At 67.9% G+C, this 18,197-nt stretch carries 15 protein-coding genes; 10 read left to right on the plus strand and 5 right to left on the minus strand.

The genetic code is table 11. From position 1 onward, the window contains the following. Positions 1–17: 17 nt before the first annotated feature. From NDI56_RS01285 to NDI56_RS01295, 3 genes are all read right to left on the minus strand, one after another. Entirely contained in the window at positions 18–446 is a 429-nt protein-coding gene (locus NDI56_RS01285; protein ID WP_310917596.1) for a DoxX family protein, read from the minus strand. 603 nt (positions 447–1,049) lie between these two features. Continuing rightward, positions 1,050–2,945 (minus strand): molecular chaperone DnaK, encoded by a 1,896-nt coding sequence (gene dnaK, locus NDI56_RS01290; RefSeq protein ID WP_310917597.1) that lies wholly within the window; start codon positions 2,943–2,945, stop codon positions 1,050–1,052. A 242-nt stretch (positions 2,946–3,187) separates the two neighbouring features. Beyond that, entirely contained in the window at positions 3,188–3,862 is a 675-nt protein-coding gene (locus NDI56_RS01295) for a nucleotide exchange factor GrpE (RefSeq protein WP_310917598.1), read from the minus strand. Positions 3,863–4,014: 152 nt separating this feature from the next. Here NDI56_RS01295 and NDI56_RS01300 point away from each other — a divergent pair, with 152 nt between their 5' ends. The 7 genes from NDI56_RS01300 (at position 4,015) to NDI56_RS01330 (ending at position 10,815) form a co-directional block, all read left to right on the plus strand. Further along, positions 4,015–4,917 (plus strand): DoxX-like family protein, encoded by a 903-nt coding sequence (locus NDI56_RS01300; RefSeq protein WP_310917599.1) that lies wholly within the window; start codon positions 4,015–4,017, stop codon positions 4,915–4,917. Beyond that, positions 4,914–5,576, plus strand: a complete 663-nt coding sequence (locus NDI56_RS01305; protein WP_310917600.1) for a DUF4166 domain-containing protein — start codon at positions 4,914–4,916, stop codon at positions 5,574–5,576. The genes NDI56_RS01300 and NDI56_RS01305 overlap by 4 nt, the downstream gene beginning before the upstream one ends. Then, positions 5,576–7,087: a YndJ family transporter gene (locus tag NDI56_RS01310; RefSeq protein ID WP_310917601.1), complete on the plus strand. Its 1,512-nt coding sequence runs from the start codon at positions 5,576–5,578 to the stop codon at positions 7,085–7,087. The genes NDI56_RS01305 and NDI56_RS01310 overlap by 1 nt, the downstream gene beginning before the upstream one ends. Before the next feature lie 43 nt (positions 7,088–7,130). Then, positions 7,131–8,465, plus strand: coding sequence for a DEAD/DEAH box helicase family protein (locus NDI56_RS01315; RefSeq protein WP_310917602.1), 1,335 nt, complete (start codon positions 7,131–7,133; stop codon positions 8,463–8,465). A 43-nt stretch (positions 8,466–8,508) separates the two neighbouring features. Next, entirely contained in the window at positions 8,509–8,904 is a 396-nt protein-coding gene (locus NDI56_RS01320; protein ID WP_310917603.1) for a hypothetical protein, read from the plus strand. A gap of 74 nt (positions 8,905–8,978) precedes the next feature. Further along, positions 8,979–10,523: a DUF790 family protein gene (locus tag NDI56_RS01325; RefSeq protein ID WP_310917604.1), complete on the plus strand. Its 1,545-nt coding sequence runs from the start codon at positions 8,979–8,981 to the stop codon at positions 10,521–10,523. Positions 10,524–10,605: 82 nt separating this feature from the next. Continuing rightward, a complete protein-coding gene (locus tag NDI56_RS01330) occupies positions 10,606–10,815 on the plus strand; it encodes a dodecin family protein (RefSeq protein WP_310917605.1) in 210 nt (69 codons plus the stop codon). A gap of 27 nt (positions 10,816–10,842) precedes the next feature. Here NDI56_RS01330 and NDI56_RS01335 read toward each other — a convergent pair whose 3' ends face one another. Both NDI56_RS01335 and NDI56_RS01340 read right to left on the minus strand, forming a co-directional pair. After that, positions 10,843–11,346, minus strand: coding sequence for a DUF7122 family protein (locus NDI56_RS01335; protein WP_310917606.1), 504 nt, complete (start codon positions 11,344–11,346; stop codon positions 10,843–10,845). After that, positions 11,343–12,251 (minus strand): RsmB/NOP family class I SAM-dependent RNA methyltransferase, encoded by a 909-nt coding sequence (locus tag NDI56_RS01340; RefSeq protein ID WP_310917607.1) that lies wholly within the window; start codon positions 12,249–12,251, stop codon positions 11,343–11,345. Before NDI56_RS01340 ends, NDI56_RS01335 begins: the two co-directional genes overlap by 4 nt. 670 nt (positions 12,252–12,921) lie before the next feature. Between NDI56_RS01340 and NDI56_RS01345 the strand changes: the two genes are divergently transcribed. The 3 genes from NDI56_RS01345 (at position 12,922) to sppA (ending at position 18,169) form a co-directional block, all read left to right on the plus strand. After that, on the plus strand, positions 12,922–16,299 hold the full coding sequence (locus tag NDI56_RS01345; RefSeq protein ID WP_310917608.1) for a PKD domain-containing protein: 3,378 nt from the start codon (positions 12,922–12,924) through the stop codon (positions 16,297–16,299). Between the two features lie 140 nt (positions 16,300–16,439). Then, the gene (locus NDI56_RS01350; protein WP_310917609.1) at positions 16,440–17,174 is read left to right on the plus strand and encodes a proteasome assembly chaperone family protein; all 735 of its coding nucleotides are present in this window, start codon (positions 16,440–16,442) and stop codon (positions 17,172–17,174) included. Continuing rightward, positions 17,174–18,169 (plus strand): signal peptide peptidase SppA, encoded by a 996-nt coding sequence (gene sppA / locus NDI56_RS01355; RefSeq protein ID WP_310917610.1) that lies wholly within the window; start codon positions 17,174–17,176, stop codon positions 18,167–18,169. Before NDI56_RS01350 ends, sppA begins: the two co-directional genes overlap by 1 nt. Positions 18,170–18,197 lie beyond the last annotated feature (28 nt).

Below are 18,197 nucleotides of genomic sequence, written 5' to 3' on the forward strand. Positions count from 1 at the left end.
TTTCGGCGTGGCGAGACTCACCCGCTCGTCAGTTTCCCGGCCAGATACGTGGCTACCTGGTCGCTTGGCTCCCCCAGTGAGAGCTTCCCCGTTCCGGCCACGGCGATACCCAGACAGCCGAGCACCACTGCCACGCTGGAGACGTGCGGTCCCGTGAGTGCGATGGCCACCACCATTATCGGCAGGACCGCCACGGCGCTGAGGCGGCCAGCGACCCCCATCCCCACGAGAGCTCCGCCGAGGAGTTCGACGACGCCGACGAACAGCACCATGACACCGGCGACCGGTATCCCCAGTTCCGCGAACTGGCTGGCGGACGACCCGTAGTTCAGCAACTTCGTCGCCCCCGCGGGAACGAGCAACACGGCGACAATCCCTCGGAACAACAGCGGGCCCCACTCGACGAGCGCTGTGGTGGCCGCCTGACCTCGGTTCTCGCCCGTCATCGGCTTTTCCCGTACGGGCTCGCTTCCACAGCCGCCGCGAAGGCACCGGTCACGCTGCGTGCCTCCCGGTAGTCGGACCATCGACCGCTGCGAGGGCACCACTGGCGGGACCGCCGACGGGCGCACTGGGCACTGCTGGGGCGAGTGTCACGGGCACCGTCTCGGTCCGGCGACGCGCTGTGACAGCTCCGCCGCCGGTTGCCACTCCCCACTGCGATCTCTCTGCGCGATTCCATGCCGTAGCCGGTAGTGAGCCCACCGGCGCTGACCCGGCTATCTCGCATGCCGCCTCAGTATAGCAGTCCCTCGGATAAATATCACTAGGTATTAATTTAATATATGAACTTACGCGCTTGAACGTCGGCGGTTCGTTGGCCACAGCGCGGTACGCGTCGAGCACGACCGACCCGGCGCGCGAGCCGACGGCTCGCGGTACCGTTCTCTTCGAGAAGGGCGCCGCTGTACTCGTCTTCCGAACAGCAGAAGCCGACGAGGACGACTCGTCCTTTCAGTCCCCTCAGAAAGCTTCCTTCGGTCGCTTTCTGAGACACCGATAGACTTCGCTACGCTCGTCTATCGAGCCGACGAGGACGACTCGTCCTTTCAGTCCTCGTCGTCCTCGTCGACGTCTTCGAAGTCGGCGTCGACGTACTCCTCGCCCTGACCGCCCGCAGCCCCACCGGGACCGCCTGCCGCACCGCCGGGGCCGGCACCTGCTGCGCCCGCACCGGCAGCGCCACCGGCGGCCTGCTGGGCCTGGCCTTCGTACATCTGCTTGCCGATTTCCTGGAGCGCTTCGCTCAGTTCCTCGGTGACCGCTTCGTACTCCTCGCGGCCGGCGTCCTCGTCTTCGAGGGTCTCCTCGACGTCCTCGACCTTCGATTCGATGTCCTCGATGAGGTCCGCGTCGAGTTCCTCCTCGTTCTCCTCGATGAGGGTCTCGGCGCGGCGCACGGAGGCCTCGGCCTCGTTGCGGGCCTCGATCTCCTTGCGGCGTTCCTCGTCTTCCTCGGCGTGTTCCTCGGCCTCCTCTTGCATCTGTTCGATCTGCTCGTCGGAGAGGCCGGCACCGCCTTCGATGGTGATGTCCTCCTTGTTGCCCGACCCCTTGTCCTCGGCCTCGACGTTGACGATCCCGTTCTCGTCGATGTTGAACGAGACTTCGATCTGGGGCGTTCCGGCGGGTGCCGGCGGGATTCCGGAGAGCGCGAAGGCGCCGAGCAGTTCGTTCTCCTCGGCGATTTCACGCTCGCCCTGGAAGACGCGGATCTGGACCTGCGTCTGGTTGGCCTGCGCGGTGGTGAATATCTTCGACTCCTCCGTCGGAATCGTGGTGTTCTTGTCGATGAGCCGCTCGAAGAGGCCGCCCTTGACCTCGACGCCGAGCGACAGCGGCGTCACGTCGAGCAGGACGATGTCGTCCACGTCGCCCGAGAGCACGCCGCCCTGGATGGCCGCGCCCAGCGCGACGGCCTCGTCGGGGTTGACGTTCTTCTTCGGGGCCTGACCGGTCATCTCCTCGACTCTGTCCTGGACCTGTGGCATCCGCGTCGAACCGCCGACGAGGATGACCTCGTCGATGTCGCCCTCGTCGTAGCCGGCGTCCGAAAGCGCCTGCTCCGTCGGGCCGACGGTGCGCTCGATGAGGTCCTCGGTGAGGCTCTCGAATTTCGCGCGGGTGATCTTCTGTTCGAGGTCCAGCGGACCGTCGTCCGTGGTCGCGATGAAGGGGAGATTGATGCGGGTCTCCTTGCGCGAGGAGAGCTCCACCTTGGCTTCCTCTGCGGCCTCGGTCAGCCGCTGGAGCGCCTGGCGGTCCTCGCGGAGGTCGACGCCGTGTTCGCTCTCGAACTCGTCGGCCAGGTAGTCGATGATGGCGTGGTCCCAGTCGTCGCCCCCGAGGTCGTTGTCTCCGTTCGTGGCGACGACCTCGTAGACGCCCCCGCCCAGGTCGAGGATGGAGACGTCGAAGGTCCCGCCACCGAGGTCGTAGACGAGGACGGTCTGGTCGGACTCGTCGTCGAGCCCGTAGGCCATCGCGGCCGCGGTGGGCTCGTTGACGATGCGTTCGACCTCGAAGCCGGCGATCTCGCCGGCGTCCTTGGTCGCCTGGCGCTGTCGGTCGTTGAAGTACGCGGGGACGGTGATGACGGCCTTCTCGATGTCGTCGCCGAGATACTCCTCGGCGTCGCGCTTGATCTTCTGGAGAATCATCGCCGAGACCTGCTCGGGCGTGTACTCCTCGCCGTCGAGCGTGACCGAGTAGTCGTCCTCGCCCATGTGGCGCTTGATGGACTGGATGGTCTGCTCGGGGTTCTTTACGGCCTGATTCTTCGCGGGCTTACCGACAAGCCGCTCGCCGTCGTCGAACGCGACGACGGAGGGTGTCGTCCGCTCGCCTTCGGCGTTGACGATGATTTCGGGGTCGCCACCTTCCATGACCGCGAACGCTGAGTTCGTGGTCCCGAGGTCGATACCCAGAATTTTGTTGCTCGCCATCTTACCATGTCGTACCGGACTCGGCCGGTTAAAAGTTGCTAGATGGGACGACTCCCAAACCGTGAGGAGTGGCCGCCTGCCGTCGGTTTTCACCGGGTAACGGTTGGCCGACCGGTGCGTATTTACAGTACCGCAATTTCACCGCTCACAGCAGCTCGCTGTCGATTTAAGCGGGGGCGGTGTCCGCGGTTCCGACGGTCACTGCTCGCCTGTTCGGCGACAGCTCGCTTCGCCCGTGTCGCCTACTCCTCGCTGACCGTGACCTGTGCCTCGCGCAGTACCTTGTCGGCCATCTCGTAGCCGGGGCGGTGGACCTCCGCGATGGCACCGGGTTCCTCCTCGCTCTCGACGTTCGCGAGCACCTGGTGCTGTGTCGGGTCCACGTCTTCGCCGGGCTCCGGGTCGATGACGGCCACGTTCTCGGCCTGGAGCACGTCGTCCAGCTGGCGGAGCGTCGACTCGACGCCGCTGCGTATCTCCGTGTCCTCGTCCTGTTCGAGCGCGCGTTCGAGGTTGTCCCGAACGTCCAGAATCCGACCCACGAGGTCTTCCGTCGCGCGCTGTTTCTCCTCCTCCCGGCGCTTTTTCATCCGCTTCTTGTAGTTCTGGAACTCCGCCTGCTTGCGCTTTAGCTTGTCTCCCAGTTCTTCGGTCTTGTCTTCGAGTTCCTCGACTTCGGTCTCCAGCGTCTCGTTCCGGCTCCGCAGCGCCGCGAGCTCGCGGGCGATCTCCTCGGGGTCGGACTCGGCGATTCGGTCGACGAGGTCCGCGTCGGCCTCGCCCGCGACGTCGTCGAGGTCTATCTCGTCGGTGTCGACGTCCTCTGGCGCGCCCTCGATATCGACGTCGGCCGCCTCGGTGTCGGCATCCCCGTCGTCGGATGTCGTCGCCTCCTCGGCTGCGTCCTGCTCACTCATACCCGAACGGAGTGGTCACGCGAATAAAAGGATTCAGAAACGCGGTGCTCGCCAAGAAAATATATATCGGCGCCCCATCGATGAAAACATATGCATCAGACACCGTCGCTGGCGGCGCGGAACATGACTGCTGTGCTGTGTGGACCCGTCGTATGAGCCGGGACGCGATATACGTCGAGCGGCTGGTCAGCGGGCCGCTGGACGCGGTGTGGGAGCGCACTCAGGAGCCCGACGAGCACGAGCGGTGGGACCTCCGGTTCTCGGAGATTGACTACCTCCCACGGGCGGAGGGCGAACCACAGCGGTTCACCTACGCGACCCGCATCGGCTTCGGGTTCGGTGTCGAGGGGACCGGCGAGTCGGTCGCGACCAACGAGGACGGCGAGGAGACGACCTCGGTGCTCTCCTTCCGGAGCGACCAGCGCCGCTCGCTCATCAGCGAGGGGCGGGGGTTCTGGCGGTACGTCGAGACCGACGACGGGCTCCGGTTTCTCACCGAGTACAACTACGAGACCCGCTGGGGCCCTGTCGGGGCGCTCGTCGACCGACTCGCGTTCCGGCCGCTGCTGGGGTGGGCCACCGCGCTCAGCTTCGACGTGCTTGCCCGCTGGGTCGAGGACGGGACACCGCCGGCGGCAAGCTACCGGGCCTTCTTCGCCCACGCCGTCGCCAGGGTCGGCCTGGCGCTCATCTGGGTGTATCAGGGGCTCGTTCCGAAGCTGCTCGTCGGCCACCCGGCGGAGCTCGCCCCGTTCCGCCGCGCCGGCCTCGGCAGCGTCGCGGGCGAGGCGGTCGTCGCGCTCGGGGTCGCCGAACTGGCCGTCGGCGTCGCGCTCCTGGTCTGGTGGCGCTCCTCGTGGCTCGCCTATCTGGCGGGGCTGGCCCCCGTCGCGCTGACCGCCGGTGCCGTGGCGACCGACCCGGGTGTCGCGCTCGGGCCGTACAACCCCGTCGTGACGGCCGTCGGGATGGCCGCGCTGGGCCTCGTCGCCGGACGGCTGGCCGGGCGCGTCCCCACAGCGTCGAACTGCCTGCGGACTGCTCCCGACGGATGAACAGCGTCTTCCAGCGGGCGCTCGGGCCGGCGTACGACGAGCTCCACCCGGCCATCGCCGAGCGGTACGCGCTGACCAGCGCGGACGGCACGCGCTGTGTCGGCCGGGGCCGGATGTACTCGGTCCGTCACAACCCGCTGGCGCTCCCGGTGCTGTGGGCCGGCACCCGCCGGAACCTGCTCTTTCCCGAGCAGGGGGCAGACGTCCCCTTCGAGGTCCGGACGACCCCGTTCGACGACGACGGCGTCGAGACAGTCGCGTACGTCCGGCAGTTCGACCTGGGGCGCGAGCGGCGGTTCGACGCCTACATGCGGTACGACGAGCGTCGGGACTGCGTCGTCGACGCGCTCGGGACCCATCGGAACCCGGTGACAGAGCTCCACTTCACGGTTACCGAGGGGGACGCGCTCCGCATCGGCACCGGCGCACAGTGGGTTCGCCTCGGCGACCGGCAGGTACCGGTACCGCGGCCGCTCCGGGCCGCCGTGACCGTCGTCGAGCGCTACGACGACGAGCTCGACCGCTTCGAGATCAGCGTCTCGGTGGCCAACCCGCTCCTGGGGCCGGTGTTCGCCTACGACGGCTGGTTCACCGTCGAGTTCGAGCCCGTTCCCCGCCTGCCCGAGACGGACGCCCCGGCGGACCGGGACCTCGGTTGATGTCGCCCCCTGCCAGGACGGCGACCGACGACCCGGCTCGGGCGTGGCTCCCGACGCTCGCCGACGCCAGCGCCGCTGCCGGCGCCGTCGCCTGGCTGGTCGTCGTCTCGGCCGCCGAGCTGGACACCGACCGGGCGCTGGCCGCGCTGGGTATCCTGGTGGTGGTCCCGCTGGTGTTGCGGCTGGCCGACACGCCCCGCCGGGACGGCAGCCGCTCGCGGTGGTACGCGCTCGCGGTTCTGAGCCAGCCGCTGACAGCCGTCCCGGCGGTCGGCTCGCTGACCCTGGGGACCGGGCCGACGGCGGCGGCCGCCGCCGTCCCCTGGGCGCTGGCGGCGCTCGCCGCCGGCGGTTTCGGCCTGTGGCGGCTGCTCGGTCGCGGTCCCTGGCCGCTCGCGGAACTGGCCCTCGACGCGGGGCTGGGGTACGTCGCCGCGGGCGGGGTCGTCCTGCTGCTGAACCGCGCCGGCGCCGCTGTGGTGGCTCCGCCGGTCGCCGCCCCGCTCGCTGTCGGCCACGTTCTCGCCGCCGGCACGGGTCTCACGACGGTCGCCGGGCTCGCCGGTCGGTGTGGCCCGGACGGACGACTCGGCACGGTGCTGTGGGTGACGACCGCCGTCGTCGCCGTCGGGCCGGCCGGCGTCGCTCTCACGGCGAGCGGGTCGGCCCTCGGCCCGTGGTCGGTCGGTGTGAGCGCAGCCGCTCTCGGCGTCGCCGTGGCGGCGCTGGCCGGGTGGCGGTTCGCCATCCCCGACTCGCCGGCCCGGCCGCCGGGCATCCCGTTCAGTCGGCTGGGAGCCGGGTGGCGCGTCGGTGCGGATTTCCTCGACCGTCGGGGCCTGACGCGGGAGACGGCCGTCGCCGGGATGGTCGACTCGGTCGAGGCGTACGCCTGCCGGGGGTTCGACCCCGCTGCCGTCGCCCCGCCGGTCCGCCGGTTCTACGAGCGAACCGGCGAGTACGCCCTTGCGGTCGAGCCCGACTGGGCGCCCCCCTGGGGGTGGCTCGCTCGGCTGTACCGCCCCGTCGCGACGCGAATCGGGCAGCTCTCTATCCCGCTGGCGCCCGTCGCCGGGGACGCCGCGCTGACCGGTCGGGTGGTCGGTGTCGGCGGCGCGGACCCTGCGACGGGCGACCACGCCTGGATTCGGTCCAACGCCGACCGCGTGACCGACGCCCGGCGGATGACGTACGTCGGCGTCTACGACCGGTACGTCGGTGACGACCGGCCGTTCCTGCGCGTGGTGTTCCCGCTCCCGGGGGCGAACCTGACCGGCATCCTCCGCGTCGAAAACGACGGCGACGGGCTGGTCCTGTCGTCGTTCCCGGCCCGGGACAACGCCGACGACGCCGGCCTCTACCTCGTCGTCGGGGGCGCCGGCGTCCGGCTCCCGCTAAACGAGACGCTCGTCGTCCATCCGGACGGGGAGGCGGTCGGGGCGACACACCGCGTCGAGGCGCTGGGGGTCCGGCTGTTCACCCTCCGGTACGACATCACTCGTTGCACGTAGCGACCGCGAAACCGTTATCCACGGCGTCGCCGAACTCCCGACGATGCTGGAGCTGACGTTCGAGGAGGGCACCGTCCGAATCACGGGCGACGTGCCGGCGGACCTGCCCGGTGTCGCGACGGACAGCCGCTCGAAATCCGCGCGCGCACCGGCCTACCGCTACGCCGACCTCCGCGCCGCACTGGACGACCGCGGGCTCGACTACGCCGACCGCGTCCTCGACACCGCGCCGGTCGACCTCTCGACGACGTACGAACTCCGCGAGTACCAGCGGGCGGCCCTCGATAGCTGGCGCGGCGCCGACGACCGCGGCTGTCTGGAACTCCCGACGGGCAGTGGCAAGACCGTCATCGGCATCGCGGCGATGGTCGCGCTCGGGACGCCGACCCTCGTCGTGGTCCCGACCATCGACCTCCTCGAACAGTGGCAGCGCGAGCTCGAAACCGAGTTCCAGCGGCCTATCGGCCGGCTGGGCGGCGGCGAGCAGCGCGTGGAAGCTGTCACGGTCGCCACCTACGACTCGGCGTATCTCCGGGCCGACGAACTGGGCGACCGGTTCGGGCTCGTGGTCTTCGACGAGGTCCACCACTTGGGCGGCGAGGGGTATCGTGACATCGCCCGGCTGCTCGCGGCTCCGGCACGGCTGGGCCTCACCGCGACGTTCGAGCGGCCCGACGACGCTCACGAGGTCGTCGAGGAGCTCGTCGGCCCGCTCGTCCAGTCGGTCGCGGTCGACGATTTGGCGGGCGAACACCTCGCCGACTACGACATCAAGCGAATCGCGGTCGAGCTGACCGACGACGAGCGCGAACGGTACGAGGAGCACCAGGGCACCTTCACGGACTACCTCAAACGGTCGAACATTTCGCTCCGCTCGGGCAGCGACTACCAGGAACTCGTGAAACGGTCGGGCACCGACCCGAAGGCACGCGAGGCCCTGCTGGCCAAACAGCGCGCCCGCGAGGTGATGATGAACGCCCAGCGGAAGGTCGAGCGGCTGGCGGACATCTTAGAGCGCCACCGGGGCGACCGCGTCATCGTCTTCACGGCGTACACCGACCTCGTCTACCGCCTCTCCGAGCGGTTCCTGCTCCCAGCCATCACCCACGAGACGGGCGCGGCCGAGCGCCGCGAGATACTCGACCGGTTCCGCGACGGCACGTACTCCCGGGTCGTGACCGCGAATGTCCTCGACGAGGGGGTCGACGTGCCCGACGCCAACGTCGCCGTGGTGCTCTCGGGCAGCGGCTCGGAGCGGGAGTTCACCCAGCGGCTGGGCCGGATTCTCCGGCCGAAGTCGGACGGTTCGCGGGCGCTGCTGTACGAACTCGTCACCGAGGAGACCGCCGAGGAGCGGGTGGCTCGGCGGCGGCGCTAGCCGGCGACCAACATCTATACGCGGGGACGCTCTAGTAGACGACGTGACAGATACCGACGACACACCGGCGCTCAGCGAGGCCGAACTGGCGGCGCTGCACGAGGCCGAACTCGGTGTCGAGTGGATGCGACGAGCCCACGGCAGCCTCGTCGAGGTCCACCACGCGACCGGGCACGCGATGGACCACCTCCACGAGGCCGAGGCGACGCTGCGGGAGCACGGGCACACGGAGCTTGCCGACCAGTTGCGGGACGAACTACTCCCCAGCGGGGCCATCGAGGACCGCTGGACCTACGACCTGCTGGAGACGTTCGAGTCCGGCATCCTCGCGGACGTGACCGACTACGAGCGGCTGGTCCGCGAGCAACTCGCCGACGGCCGGCGCCACCTCACCGAGCGCCGCCAGGAGCGCGAGTGGAAACGCCGCGCGGGGGAGTAGCGAGGGAGCGGTCCCGCAGCGCGACGGGGAGCCGGCACGGACGATTTTTGTACCGTGCTCTCCCACTGTCGCCCGTGCTGACGAAGGACCTGCTTCGCGTCTCGCGGGCCGGCGGCGGCTACCACCCGCAGTTCGCCGACTCGTCCCACGAGGCGCTGGCCGCGCGGGTTCTCGGCGTCTATCAGGGCCACGTCGGCGAGCCCCGGGCACGGCTCCAGCGGGCGCTCACCGACCTCGAAGGCGAGGCAGACGACTTCAAGCTCGTCCGGGGCTTTGCGAAGCTCGTCGAGCGGGAGGCGACCGTCGAGACACGGGCGCCGATTCCGCCGGAACGTGCGCGCAAGCGGGTGTTCGAGGCCGCCCAAGCGGTCGGCGTCGTCACCGAAGCGGAGCGCGAGACGGCCCTGACCCGGGCGGCCGACCGGCTCGGTATCGACGCCGACGCGCTCGAATCGTCGCTGTACGCCGACCTGGCCGACCGGCAGGTGCTGGCTGCGGTCGACGCCCGCTGGTCGCCGGCCGAGCTGGTGACCCAGTACAACCTCTCGCTGGCTCAGACCGCGCTGTTCGACGCCACCGAGGTCCGCGTGCGCTCCTCGGACCCGAAGGCGGTGGTGTCGGCGGTCAAGCGACTCCGATTGATGTACGAGATCCGCCGGACGCCACAGGGACGCGAAGTGGTCGTCACCGGCCCCGACGCCGTCTTCTCGAAGACGCGACGGTACGGGACCCGCTTTGCCCGGTTGCTGCGGACCGTCGCCGGGACGAGCGAGTGGACGCTCTCGGCGACCGTCGACGACCGCGGGACCGAGCGGGAACTGCGCCTCACCGACGCGGACGTGTCCGTGCCCGGCGTCGACCCCGTCGCCGAGGTGAGCTACGACAGCGGCGTCGAGGCCGACTTCGCCGCTCGCTTTTCGTCGCTCGGTCTGGACTGGGAACTGATCCGCGAGCCAGAACCGCTCGAAGCGGGCGAACACGTCGTCATCCCCGATTTCGCATTCGACTGGCGCCCCGGCGGGGCTGGGGAGGTCCGGGACACCGCGAGCGGTGACACCGAGCTCCGGCTCTTCTTCGAGGTGATGGGCTTTTGGACGCCCGAATACGTCGCGAAGAAGCTCGACCGGCTGGCCGACGTCGACGACGTGACGATGCTCGTTGCCGTCGACGAGTCCCTGGGCGTGGGGGCGGACATCGAGGCGCGGGACCACCGCGCAATACCGTACTCGGGGACCATCCGGGTCAAGGACGTACGGGACGCCCTGCGGCCCTACGAGGACCAGCTGGTCGCGTCGAGCGCCGCCGATATCCCCGAGGAGTTCCGGCCCGAGGCCGACGTGGTGTCGCTCGCCGCCCTCGCGGACGAGTACGGCGTCAGCGAAGCTGCCCTCGCGGACAAGACCGTCCCCGACCACGAGCGCGTCGGGCGCACCCTGATTCGGCCGTCGGTACTCGACGACCTCGCCGAGCGTATCGAGGCCGGCCAGTCACTCGCGACTGTCGAGGAACTGCTGGACGAGCACGGTATCGACGACGACGGCGCCGTCCTCTCCCGGCTGGGCTACCGAATCGAGTGGGACGGACTGAGCGGCGGTACGGTTCGAGCGCGGTCGGAGTAGCCCGGGAATAACCGACTCCTACCCGCTGGCGGCGGGGCTAGCCTCTCCATAGTTAGGCCGCTCCGGCGACGAGCCAATCGCTATGACAGCAGTCAAAATCGTCAAGATACTCGGCACATCGACGGAGTCGTGGGAAGACGCGGCCCACGAGGCCGTCGCGGAGGCCACCGAGACCATCGACGACATCCACGGCGTCGAAGTCGAGAGCTGGACGGCGGAGGTCGAGGACGGCGAGATAACTGAGTACAAGGCCACCGTCGAGGTCGCCTTCCTCATCCACCGCGGGCGGTAGGCACCGAGACGAGACTGGTGTCGTGTCCTATGTATCCAGGTCCCGCCGCCGTCCTTTCGGGACCTGCGAGCGGAGTTCGCCGTAGACGTATAGTCCCACCCCGACCGGTTCGCGGCGGCCGGCGAGGTCGTGAGTGACGACGAGGTAGCCCCAGTCGCCGTCCCAGTCGAGTTCCTGGTCGTACCCCGCCACGAACGCCTCGGCCTCGCTCTCGGAGAGGTGGATTACACACTCTGTCGCGTGCTCGCCGAACCGCTGGACGGCCTCCAGCGTCGGCTTCCAGTGTTCCTGGCGCGTCCGGAGGAACGTCATCCCCAGCGCCTCGACGTCGACGGGCGAGGGCGGTTCCCCCCGATAACACCAGAGCTTCCCCTTCCCGCGCTCCCAGAACGTGTGGCCGTCGAAGGTCTCGGGCGGGACGCCAAAGCGCGTCTCCCAGAAGTCGAGCACCGCCTCGCGGGTCGCCCGGTCGGGCTCGGCGCGGTCGTCGTCGCTGGCCGGCAGCCGCGTGAACTTCGTGCTGTCGTTCACTGTCCGACCTCCAGTTTCGCACAGAAAAAGCCGCCCGTGTCGTTGAACTGCGGGTAGATGCGTTTGGCCAGCCGGACGCTCGGGTCGAACGCCGCACCCTCCCACTCGGTGACGCCCGCGCGGTGGTCGAGGGGGAGGTCGAACTCGACGAGTTCGCAGTCCTCGCGTTCGAGGACGTGGTCGAGCACGGCCTCGTTCTCCTCCGGCGCGAAGGTACACGTCGAGTAGACCACCGTCCCGCCCTCGACCGTGGCCTGTACGGCCCGTTCGAGGATGTCTTTCTGGACGCCCGAGATACCCCGAACGTGTGACAGCGACCACTCGTCGAAGGCGTCGGGGTTCTTGCGGATAGTCCCCTCACAGGAGCAGGGCACGTCCACCAAGGCCCGGTCGTACTCGGCCCCGCCAAAGGGCTTCAGCGAGTGGTTCCGGGCGTCCTCGTGGGTGACCGCGACGTTCGTCGCGCCCAGACGCTCGGTGTTGGTCCGCAGCGCCGAGATGCGCCCGAGGTTGTTGTCGGTCGCGACGACCTCCCCGCGGTCGTCCATCAGCGCCGCGAGCTGGGTCGCCTTGCTCCCCGGCGCGGCACAGGCGTCCCACACCCGCTCGCCCGGCTCCGGGGCAAGCACCGACGCCGGCACCGCCGACACCTCCTCCTGCCCGTGAATCCAGCCGTGGAAGTACGGCCAGTTCGCCCCCGGCGAGTCCTCGGGCAGCACGAACAGCTCGTCGTGCCAGTCGACCGGTTCGTAGCTGACGCCGGCCTCGTCGAGGGCTCGCCGAACGTCCGCGACGCCGGCTTTGAGGGTGTTGACCCGAATCGCCGACGGCAGCGGGCGCTCGCAGGCTGCCCGGAACGCCTCGAAGTCGTCGACGATGGCGCGATACCGTTCCGGTGGTTCCATTGCGGCGAGGTTTGCGAGGGTCCCGCTTGTGCGTTTCGAAGCTATGGGCCGAGGTAGTGACTGGACCGCTTCGAACACCGAACCGTTCGACTCGCATGAGTCCGCTCTCTCGAACAACCCCCGATTGTAGTCAGGGCGAGCGCGACGTCGTCCGGGAGAGCCGCCCTCTCCCGTGACCGTCGGTCTTGCAGAGATCGTGAATCTCCAAATCGCTCAGCCACGAAAGAACGCTCTACTCTCTGTCGGACGACACTCGCGGGCAATCGGACGCTTTGTGTCCGATGACACCCAATTTATTTTAATCTATTATAAGCAAATTTTATACCAGTAGGGTAGAGATAAGCAACTAGTTCGGATGAGACGTACTGAGGGTTCGAGCGGTATCCGGCCGTCGGTCGGCCGGCCGATTGTCGACACGTCGAAGCGGTACTACTCGGCTGTGGCGACAGCGGTCCCAGAAATGGGGGATTCTCAGGTTGGTCGACGGCTGTCAGCGACGTGAGATGGTTGCTACTAACGCGTCGAGCAGGTCACGGGTGATACCAATGATGAGCATCATATCCACGGACGGACGACAGGGAAGACTGTATCGGGCGAACCACCGGTGGGGCCGTCACAGGCAGGCGACACGTCCCGGCAGACGACCGCCTGCGAGCGGAGGGGGACACCGATGACAGACGAGGGACCGCTTTCGGCTCTGAATCTTCCCGTGCTGGCTGTCGTCGGTGTTGTCGGCATTGTGCTTCTAGTGTCGGCGATGTTCCTCGCTCCCGGGGCAACGAACGCTGGGCCTGTCACGCCCGAGAGCGGCAACGACACCGGGACTCCGATACAGACCGCCGAGACCACTCCCCAGGCGGGCGAGGATAGCGGAGCGACGACTGCGGCGGCGATCAACACGTCGTCGGCGACGGTCGGCGAAGCCGTCACCTTCGACGCCAGCAATTCGACCGACGTAGACGGCGACATCACGAGCTACAGGTGGGACTTCGATGGCGACGGCACTACGGATGCGACCGGCCCCACTAACACTCACTCCTACGAGAGCAACGGGACACACAGGGCGACGCTCACTGTCACTGACGAGACGGGGAACACCGAGACGACGACAGTGAACGTAACCGTCACCGAAACCAACGACGCACCGACCGCAGCGATAACGGCCGCTCCGGCGTCACCGACTGTCGGTGAGAACGTTATGATAGATGCCCTCAACTCGACTGACGCCGATGGCGCTATCGAGAGCTACGAGTGGGATCTCGACGGCGACGGCACCACGGATGAGACCGGCACCTTCGTCGGCCACGTGTACGAGCGAGCCGGTACCCACGAGCTGACTCTCACTGTCACCGACGACGACGGTGCTGTCAACACCACGACAATGACGGTGAACGTCACCAACGGTGACGATGGGTCCTCTGGTGGCTCCAGCGGCGGTGACGACGGGTCTTCGGGCGGTTCTGATGACGGTGATGACGGGTCTTCGGGCGGTTCTGATGACGGTGATGACGGGTCTTCGGGCGGTTCTGATGACGGTGATGACGGGTCTTCGGGCGGTTCTGATGACGGTGATGACGGGTCTTCGGGCGGTTCTGATGACGGTGACGACGGGTCTTCGGGCGGTTCTGATGACGGTGACACCGAACAGAACGACGCGCCGACCGCTGTGGCGACCGCCTCGCCGTCGGCAACTGTCGGCGAGAACATCACGCTCAACGCGACGGAATCCAGCGACGCAGACGGCGAAATCGAGAGCTACGAGTGGGACGTTGACGGCGACGGCACAGTCGAAGCGACCGGTGCCACGCCCAACTACAGCTACGAGAGCGCGGACTCGTACAACGCGACGGTCACTGTCACCGACGACGACGGGGCGACCGATAATGCAACGGTCACCGTCACTGTCGAAGGAGGGGCCAACAGCGCGCCAGCGGCCGACGCAACGGCCAACGCGTCGACGGTGAGTGTCGGCGAGACCGTCACGCTCAACGCGACAGCATCCAGCGACGCAGACGGGGAAATCGCGAGCTACGAGTGGGACGTCGACGGCGACGGTGAGGTCGAAGCGACCAGCGCAACGAACAGTTACAGCTTCGACAGCGCCGACACGTACGACGTGACGGTCACCGTCACCGACGACGACGGGGCGACCGACAACGCGACGGTCACCGTCACTGTCGAGGCCGAGACGCTCGAACCGAACGACGGTCCGTCGAGCGCGACAGAGGTCGGCGACGAGGCCACCTACGAGAACCTCAGCATCTCGGACGCGACTGATGCTGACTTCTTCGCCGTGGATGTCACTGCGGGTGGAACCATCTCGGCTGACGTTTTCTTCAGGCACGCCGACGGCAACCTCAAACTCGAACTGTGGGATGACAGTCGCGTGCGTAAACTGTCACTGTCCTTCTCGGACGACGAGTCGCTCGAATATACCGTCGACAGCGGCGGGACGTACTACTTCGCCGTGTCCGGGCACAACGGGGCGACCAACAGCTACGACATCGATATCACCGCGAACAGCCCACCAGCCCCGGACGCGACAGCCAACCTGTCGACCGCCGGGCTCGGCGAGCCGGTGACGTTCGATGCCAGTGGCTCCACCGACCCCGATGGCACTATCGAGAGTTACGAGTGGGATGTCGACGGCGACGGTGAAGTCGAAGTGACCGACGCCACGAACGACTACAGCTACGACAGGACAGGCACCTACGAGGCAACGCTGACCGTCACCGACGACGACGGGAAGACCGCCACAGACACCGTGACCATATCGGTCGAAGCGGACACTGCGACACCGACTGTCGACGCGAGCGTGAACCAGACGACGGCCGTTGCCGGTATTCCGGTGTCGTTCGATGGAAGCGAATCGTTCGATTCCGACGGCTCGATCGAGAGATACGAGTGGGAGTTCGGTGACAACTCGACGGACACCGGCGAGACCGTCACCCACACCTACGAGAGTGGTGGCACGTACAACGCGACGCTGACGGTGGTCGACGACGCCGGTGGGGCGAACAGAACCACCGTCGAAATCACGGTCGAGGACCCACCGAGCGCGCAAACCGCGGTGTACCCGACGACGATGATGGTCGGTGAACACTTCAGTCTCCACGCCAGTAACTCGGAGGACCCGGACGGCTCTATCGAGAGCTACGAGTGGGACTTCGACGGCGACGGCACGGTCGATGAGACCGGTCCCATCACCGACCACGCCTACGAGAGCGCCGGTAGCTACGACGTGACGGTGACGGTGACTGACGATGACGGGTACACCGGCACCGCGACGGTCAACGTCACTGCCGAAGCGATACCCGAGTGTGAGGACGGGGTCGACTCCGACGACGACGGTCTCGACGACTGTGCGGAAATCGACAATGGCACCGACCCGACCGAGGCGGACACCGACCGCGACGGCTTCCCCGACGGTGTCGAGGTCAATCAGACGGAGCTGCTCCCCGACGCCGACCCGCTCCAGTTCGACATCTACCTCGAAGTCGACTACATCAAAGAGGACCCGATGAGCAAGAGCGACTGGGACACCGTCGAGGAGGGGCTCACCGACCCCGCGTTCGTCAACCCTGATGGGTCCTACGGGATGAACCTGCACGTCAAGGAGAACGATACGATTCCGCTATCCAACGCGAGTGGAGACGACATGCGGTACTACAAGAACGAGTACCGGGACTTCCGCTGTGCCGGCTACCACTATGGCGTCATCACGACAGAGGATTTCTACGACGATGGCGGGAGAGGTGCCGACGGGTCGTTCTACGTGGAAGGGTCTGACCCAACCTGGACGGTCCACCACGAACTGGGTCACTCGCTGAATCTCGCCGTCAGTTGGGCGAACGACGTGTACAGTGGTGGATTCCACCACGGGAAAACGTACACCGAAGAGGAGTATCAGAGCAACATGAACTACGACTACGGTTCCTGGTCCGGTCCGCTGCGCTTCTCGGACGGAACCGAGTCGGACGTCGCCTTCGACGACTGGGCGTTCCTGCAGGAGCACGGGGAAAACCCCGGCTGGGGCGGCGGCTGCTGATACCGGTCGCTGTCCGTCGACGGGGACCGTCCGTCCCCGACGTGACGATCGCTTCCGTCCGAGCACAGCCACAGTCTCTCCGACCGGATGGGGCTCTCTCGGCCCTGCCTTTCAAGCGGCCAGCCGCCCTCCGTTCAGGTATGGCACACGTAGAGGTACATCGCGACGACATCGAACTCGACGAGCCGACGCTCGTCGAGGGGTTGCCGGGAATCGGCCTCGTCGGCAAGCTCGCGGCCGACCATCTGGTCGAGGCCAACGACATGGTCCACTACGGCACCGCGCGCTGTGACGGGCTGCCCGAAATCGCTGTCTACAGCGAGGGGGACCCGACGGTCCGGAGCCCGGTCCGGCTCTACGCCGACGCCGAGGGGGAGCTGCTGGTCCTCCAGAGCGACGCGCCGGTCTCGCCCGACGCGGCGGAGTCGTTCGCGGGCTGTATGGTCGACTGGTTCCGGGGCGAGGGCGTGACGCCGGTGTTCCTCAGCGGGATGCCCGCGGAGCGCGAGACAGACCCCTCGCTGTACGGTATCGCCACGGGCGAGGGGAGTGCTCTGCTGTCCGAGGCGGGCATCGACTCGCCCACCGAGTCCGGGGCCATCACTGGCCCGACCGGGGCGCTCGTGCACGAGGCCCAGCGGGTCGGCCTGACGAGCGTCGGGCTGGTCGTCGAGGCGGACCCGCAGTTCCCGGACCCGGAGGCCGCCGGCACGCTGCTCGAAGCCGGTATCGTCCTGCTGACGGGCGTCGAGGTCGAAACCGAGTCGCTGGCCAAGCAGGCCGAAGAGATACGCCAGACAAAGGCCCAGCTGGCCCAGCAGATGCAGGGGGGCGGCGAGGAGTCCACCAGCGCCCGCCCGCTGGGGTTCCAGTGATGGTCGACGGGGACTCGGTCGTCCGACTGGGTATCGTTCTGGTGGGCTCGCTGGTCGCGGTCGCCGCCGCCGCGGTGGTGTTCGTCCGCTTCCCGGCCGACCTCACCGACCTGCTCGGCGTGCTGTTGGTGCTCGTCGCGGGACTGGCCGGTGCCCGCATCGCGAGCAAGGTCGCCGGCTCCGTCGCGCCGAGTCACAACGTCGCGGAGGTCGCCGTCGAGGGGCCGATTACGCGGGACGGCGGCGGTGGGCTCGCCAGCGCGCCGACCGGCCCCGGCGCCGACGACATCGTCGAGCAGATAGAGCGCGCCGACGACGACCGCGGGGCCGACGCGCTCCTGTTGAAGCTCAACACGCCGGGCGGACAGATCGTCCCCAGCGAGGACATCCGGCTGGCCGCCGAGGCGTTCGACGGGCCGACCATCGGTTACGCGACCGACGTCTGTGCCAGCGGCGGCTACGACATCGCCGCGGGCTGTGACGAGCTGTGGGCCCGCGAGGGCTCCATCGTCGGCTCCATCGGCGTCATCGGCTCGCGCGTCAACGCCAACGAGCTGGCAGACCGGATTGGCCTCTCCTACGAGCAGTTCACCGCCGGCGAGTACAAGGACGCCGGCACCCCGCTGAAACAGCTGGACGAAGAGGAGCGCGAGTATCTCCAGCGCATCGTCGACGACTACTACGACCAGTTCGTCGAGACCGTCGCCGACGGTCGCGAACTGGACGAGGAAACCATCCGGGACACCGAAGCCCGGGTGTTTCTCGGGACGGAGGCACACGAGCGCGGGCTCGTCGACGCGCTCGGGACCCGCGAGGACGTGGAGGACCGACTCGAAGACACGCTGAACGAACCCGTCACCGTCGCGGAGTTCGAGCCCCAGTCCGGACTCATGTCGAAGGTCCGCGGCGGCGCCCAGGCCGTCGCGTTCTCGCTGGGAGCCGGCGTCGCGAGCGCTTTCGACGGCGACGTCGACGGGCTCTCGTTCCGTCGGTAACGCCGGGTTACGGGCCCCCTCGACCGCC

Origin of the sequence: Halomicroarcula saliterrae (genome assembly GCF_031624395.1) — an archaeon.
GTDB classification, from domain to species: domain Archaea; phylum Halobacteriota; class Halobacteria; order Halobacteriales; family Haloarculaceae; genus Haloarcula; species Haloarcula saliterrae.

Bases quoted from the DNA above. Each gene is read 5' to 3' on its own strand.
- NDI56_RS01340 (WP_310917607.1), bottom strand. From the start codon at position 12,251: ATGGAACCACCGGAACGGTATCGCGCCATCGTCGACGACTTCGAGGCG.
- NDI56_RS01310 (WP_310917601.1), top strand. From the start codon at position 5,576: ATGTCGCCCCCTGCCAGGACGGCGACCGACGACCCGGCTCGGGCGTGG.
- NDI56_RS01330 (WP_310917605.1), top strand. From the start codon at position 10,606: ATGACAGCAGTCAAAATCGTCAAGATACTCGGCACATCGACGGAGTCG.
- NDI56_RS01350 (WP_310917609.1), top strand. From the start codon at position 16,440: ATGGCACACGTAGAGGTACATCGCGACGACATCGAACTCGACGAGCCG.
- NDI56_RS01315 (WP_310917602.1), top strand. From the start codon at position 7,131: ATGCTGGAGCTGACGTTCGAGGAGGGCACCGTCCGAATCACGGGCGAC.
- NDI56_RS01300 (WP_310917599.1), top strand. From the start codon at position 4,015: ATGAGCCGGGACGCGATATACGTCGAGCGGCTGGTCAGCGGGCCGCTG.
- NDI56_RS01295 (WP_310917598.1), bottom strand. From the start codon at position 3,862: ATGAGTGAGCAGGACGCAGCCGAGGAGGCGACGACATCCGACGACGGG.
- sppA (WP_310917610.1), top strand. From the start codon at position 17,174: ATGGTCGACGGGGACTCGGTCGTCCGACTGGGTATCGTTCTGGTGGGC.
- dnaK (WP_310917597.1), bottom strand. From the start codon at position 2,945: ATGGCGAGCAACAAAATTCTGGGTATCGACCTCGGGACCACGAACTCA.
- NDI56_RS01285 (WP_310917596.1), bottom strand. From the start codon at position 446: ATGACGGGCGAGAACCGAGGTCAGGCGGCCACCACAGCGCTCGTCGAG.
- NDI56_RS01305 (WP_310917600.1), top strand. From the start codon at position 4,914: ATGAACAGCGTCTTCCAGCGGGCGCTCGGGCCGGCGTACGACGAGCTC.
- NDI56_RS01345 (WP_310917608.1), top strand. From the start codon at position 12,922: ATGACAGACGAGGGACCGCTTTCGGCTCTGAATCTTCCCGTGCTGGCT.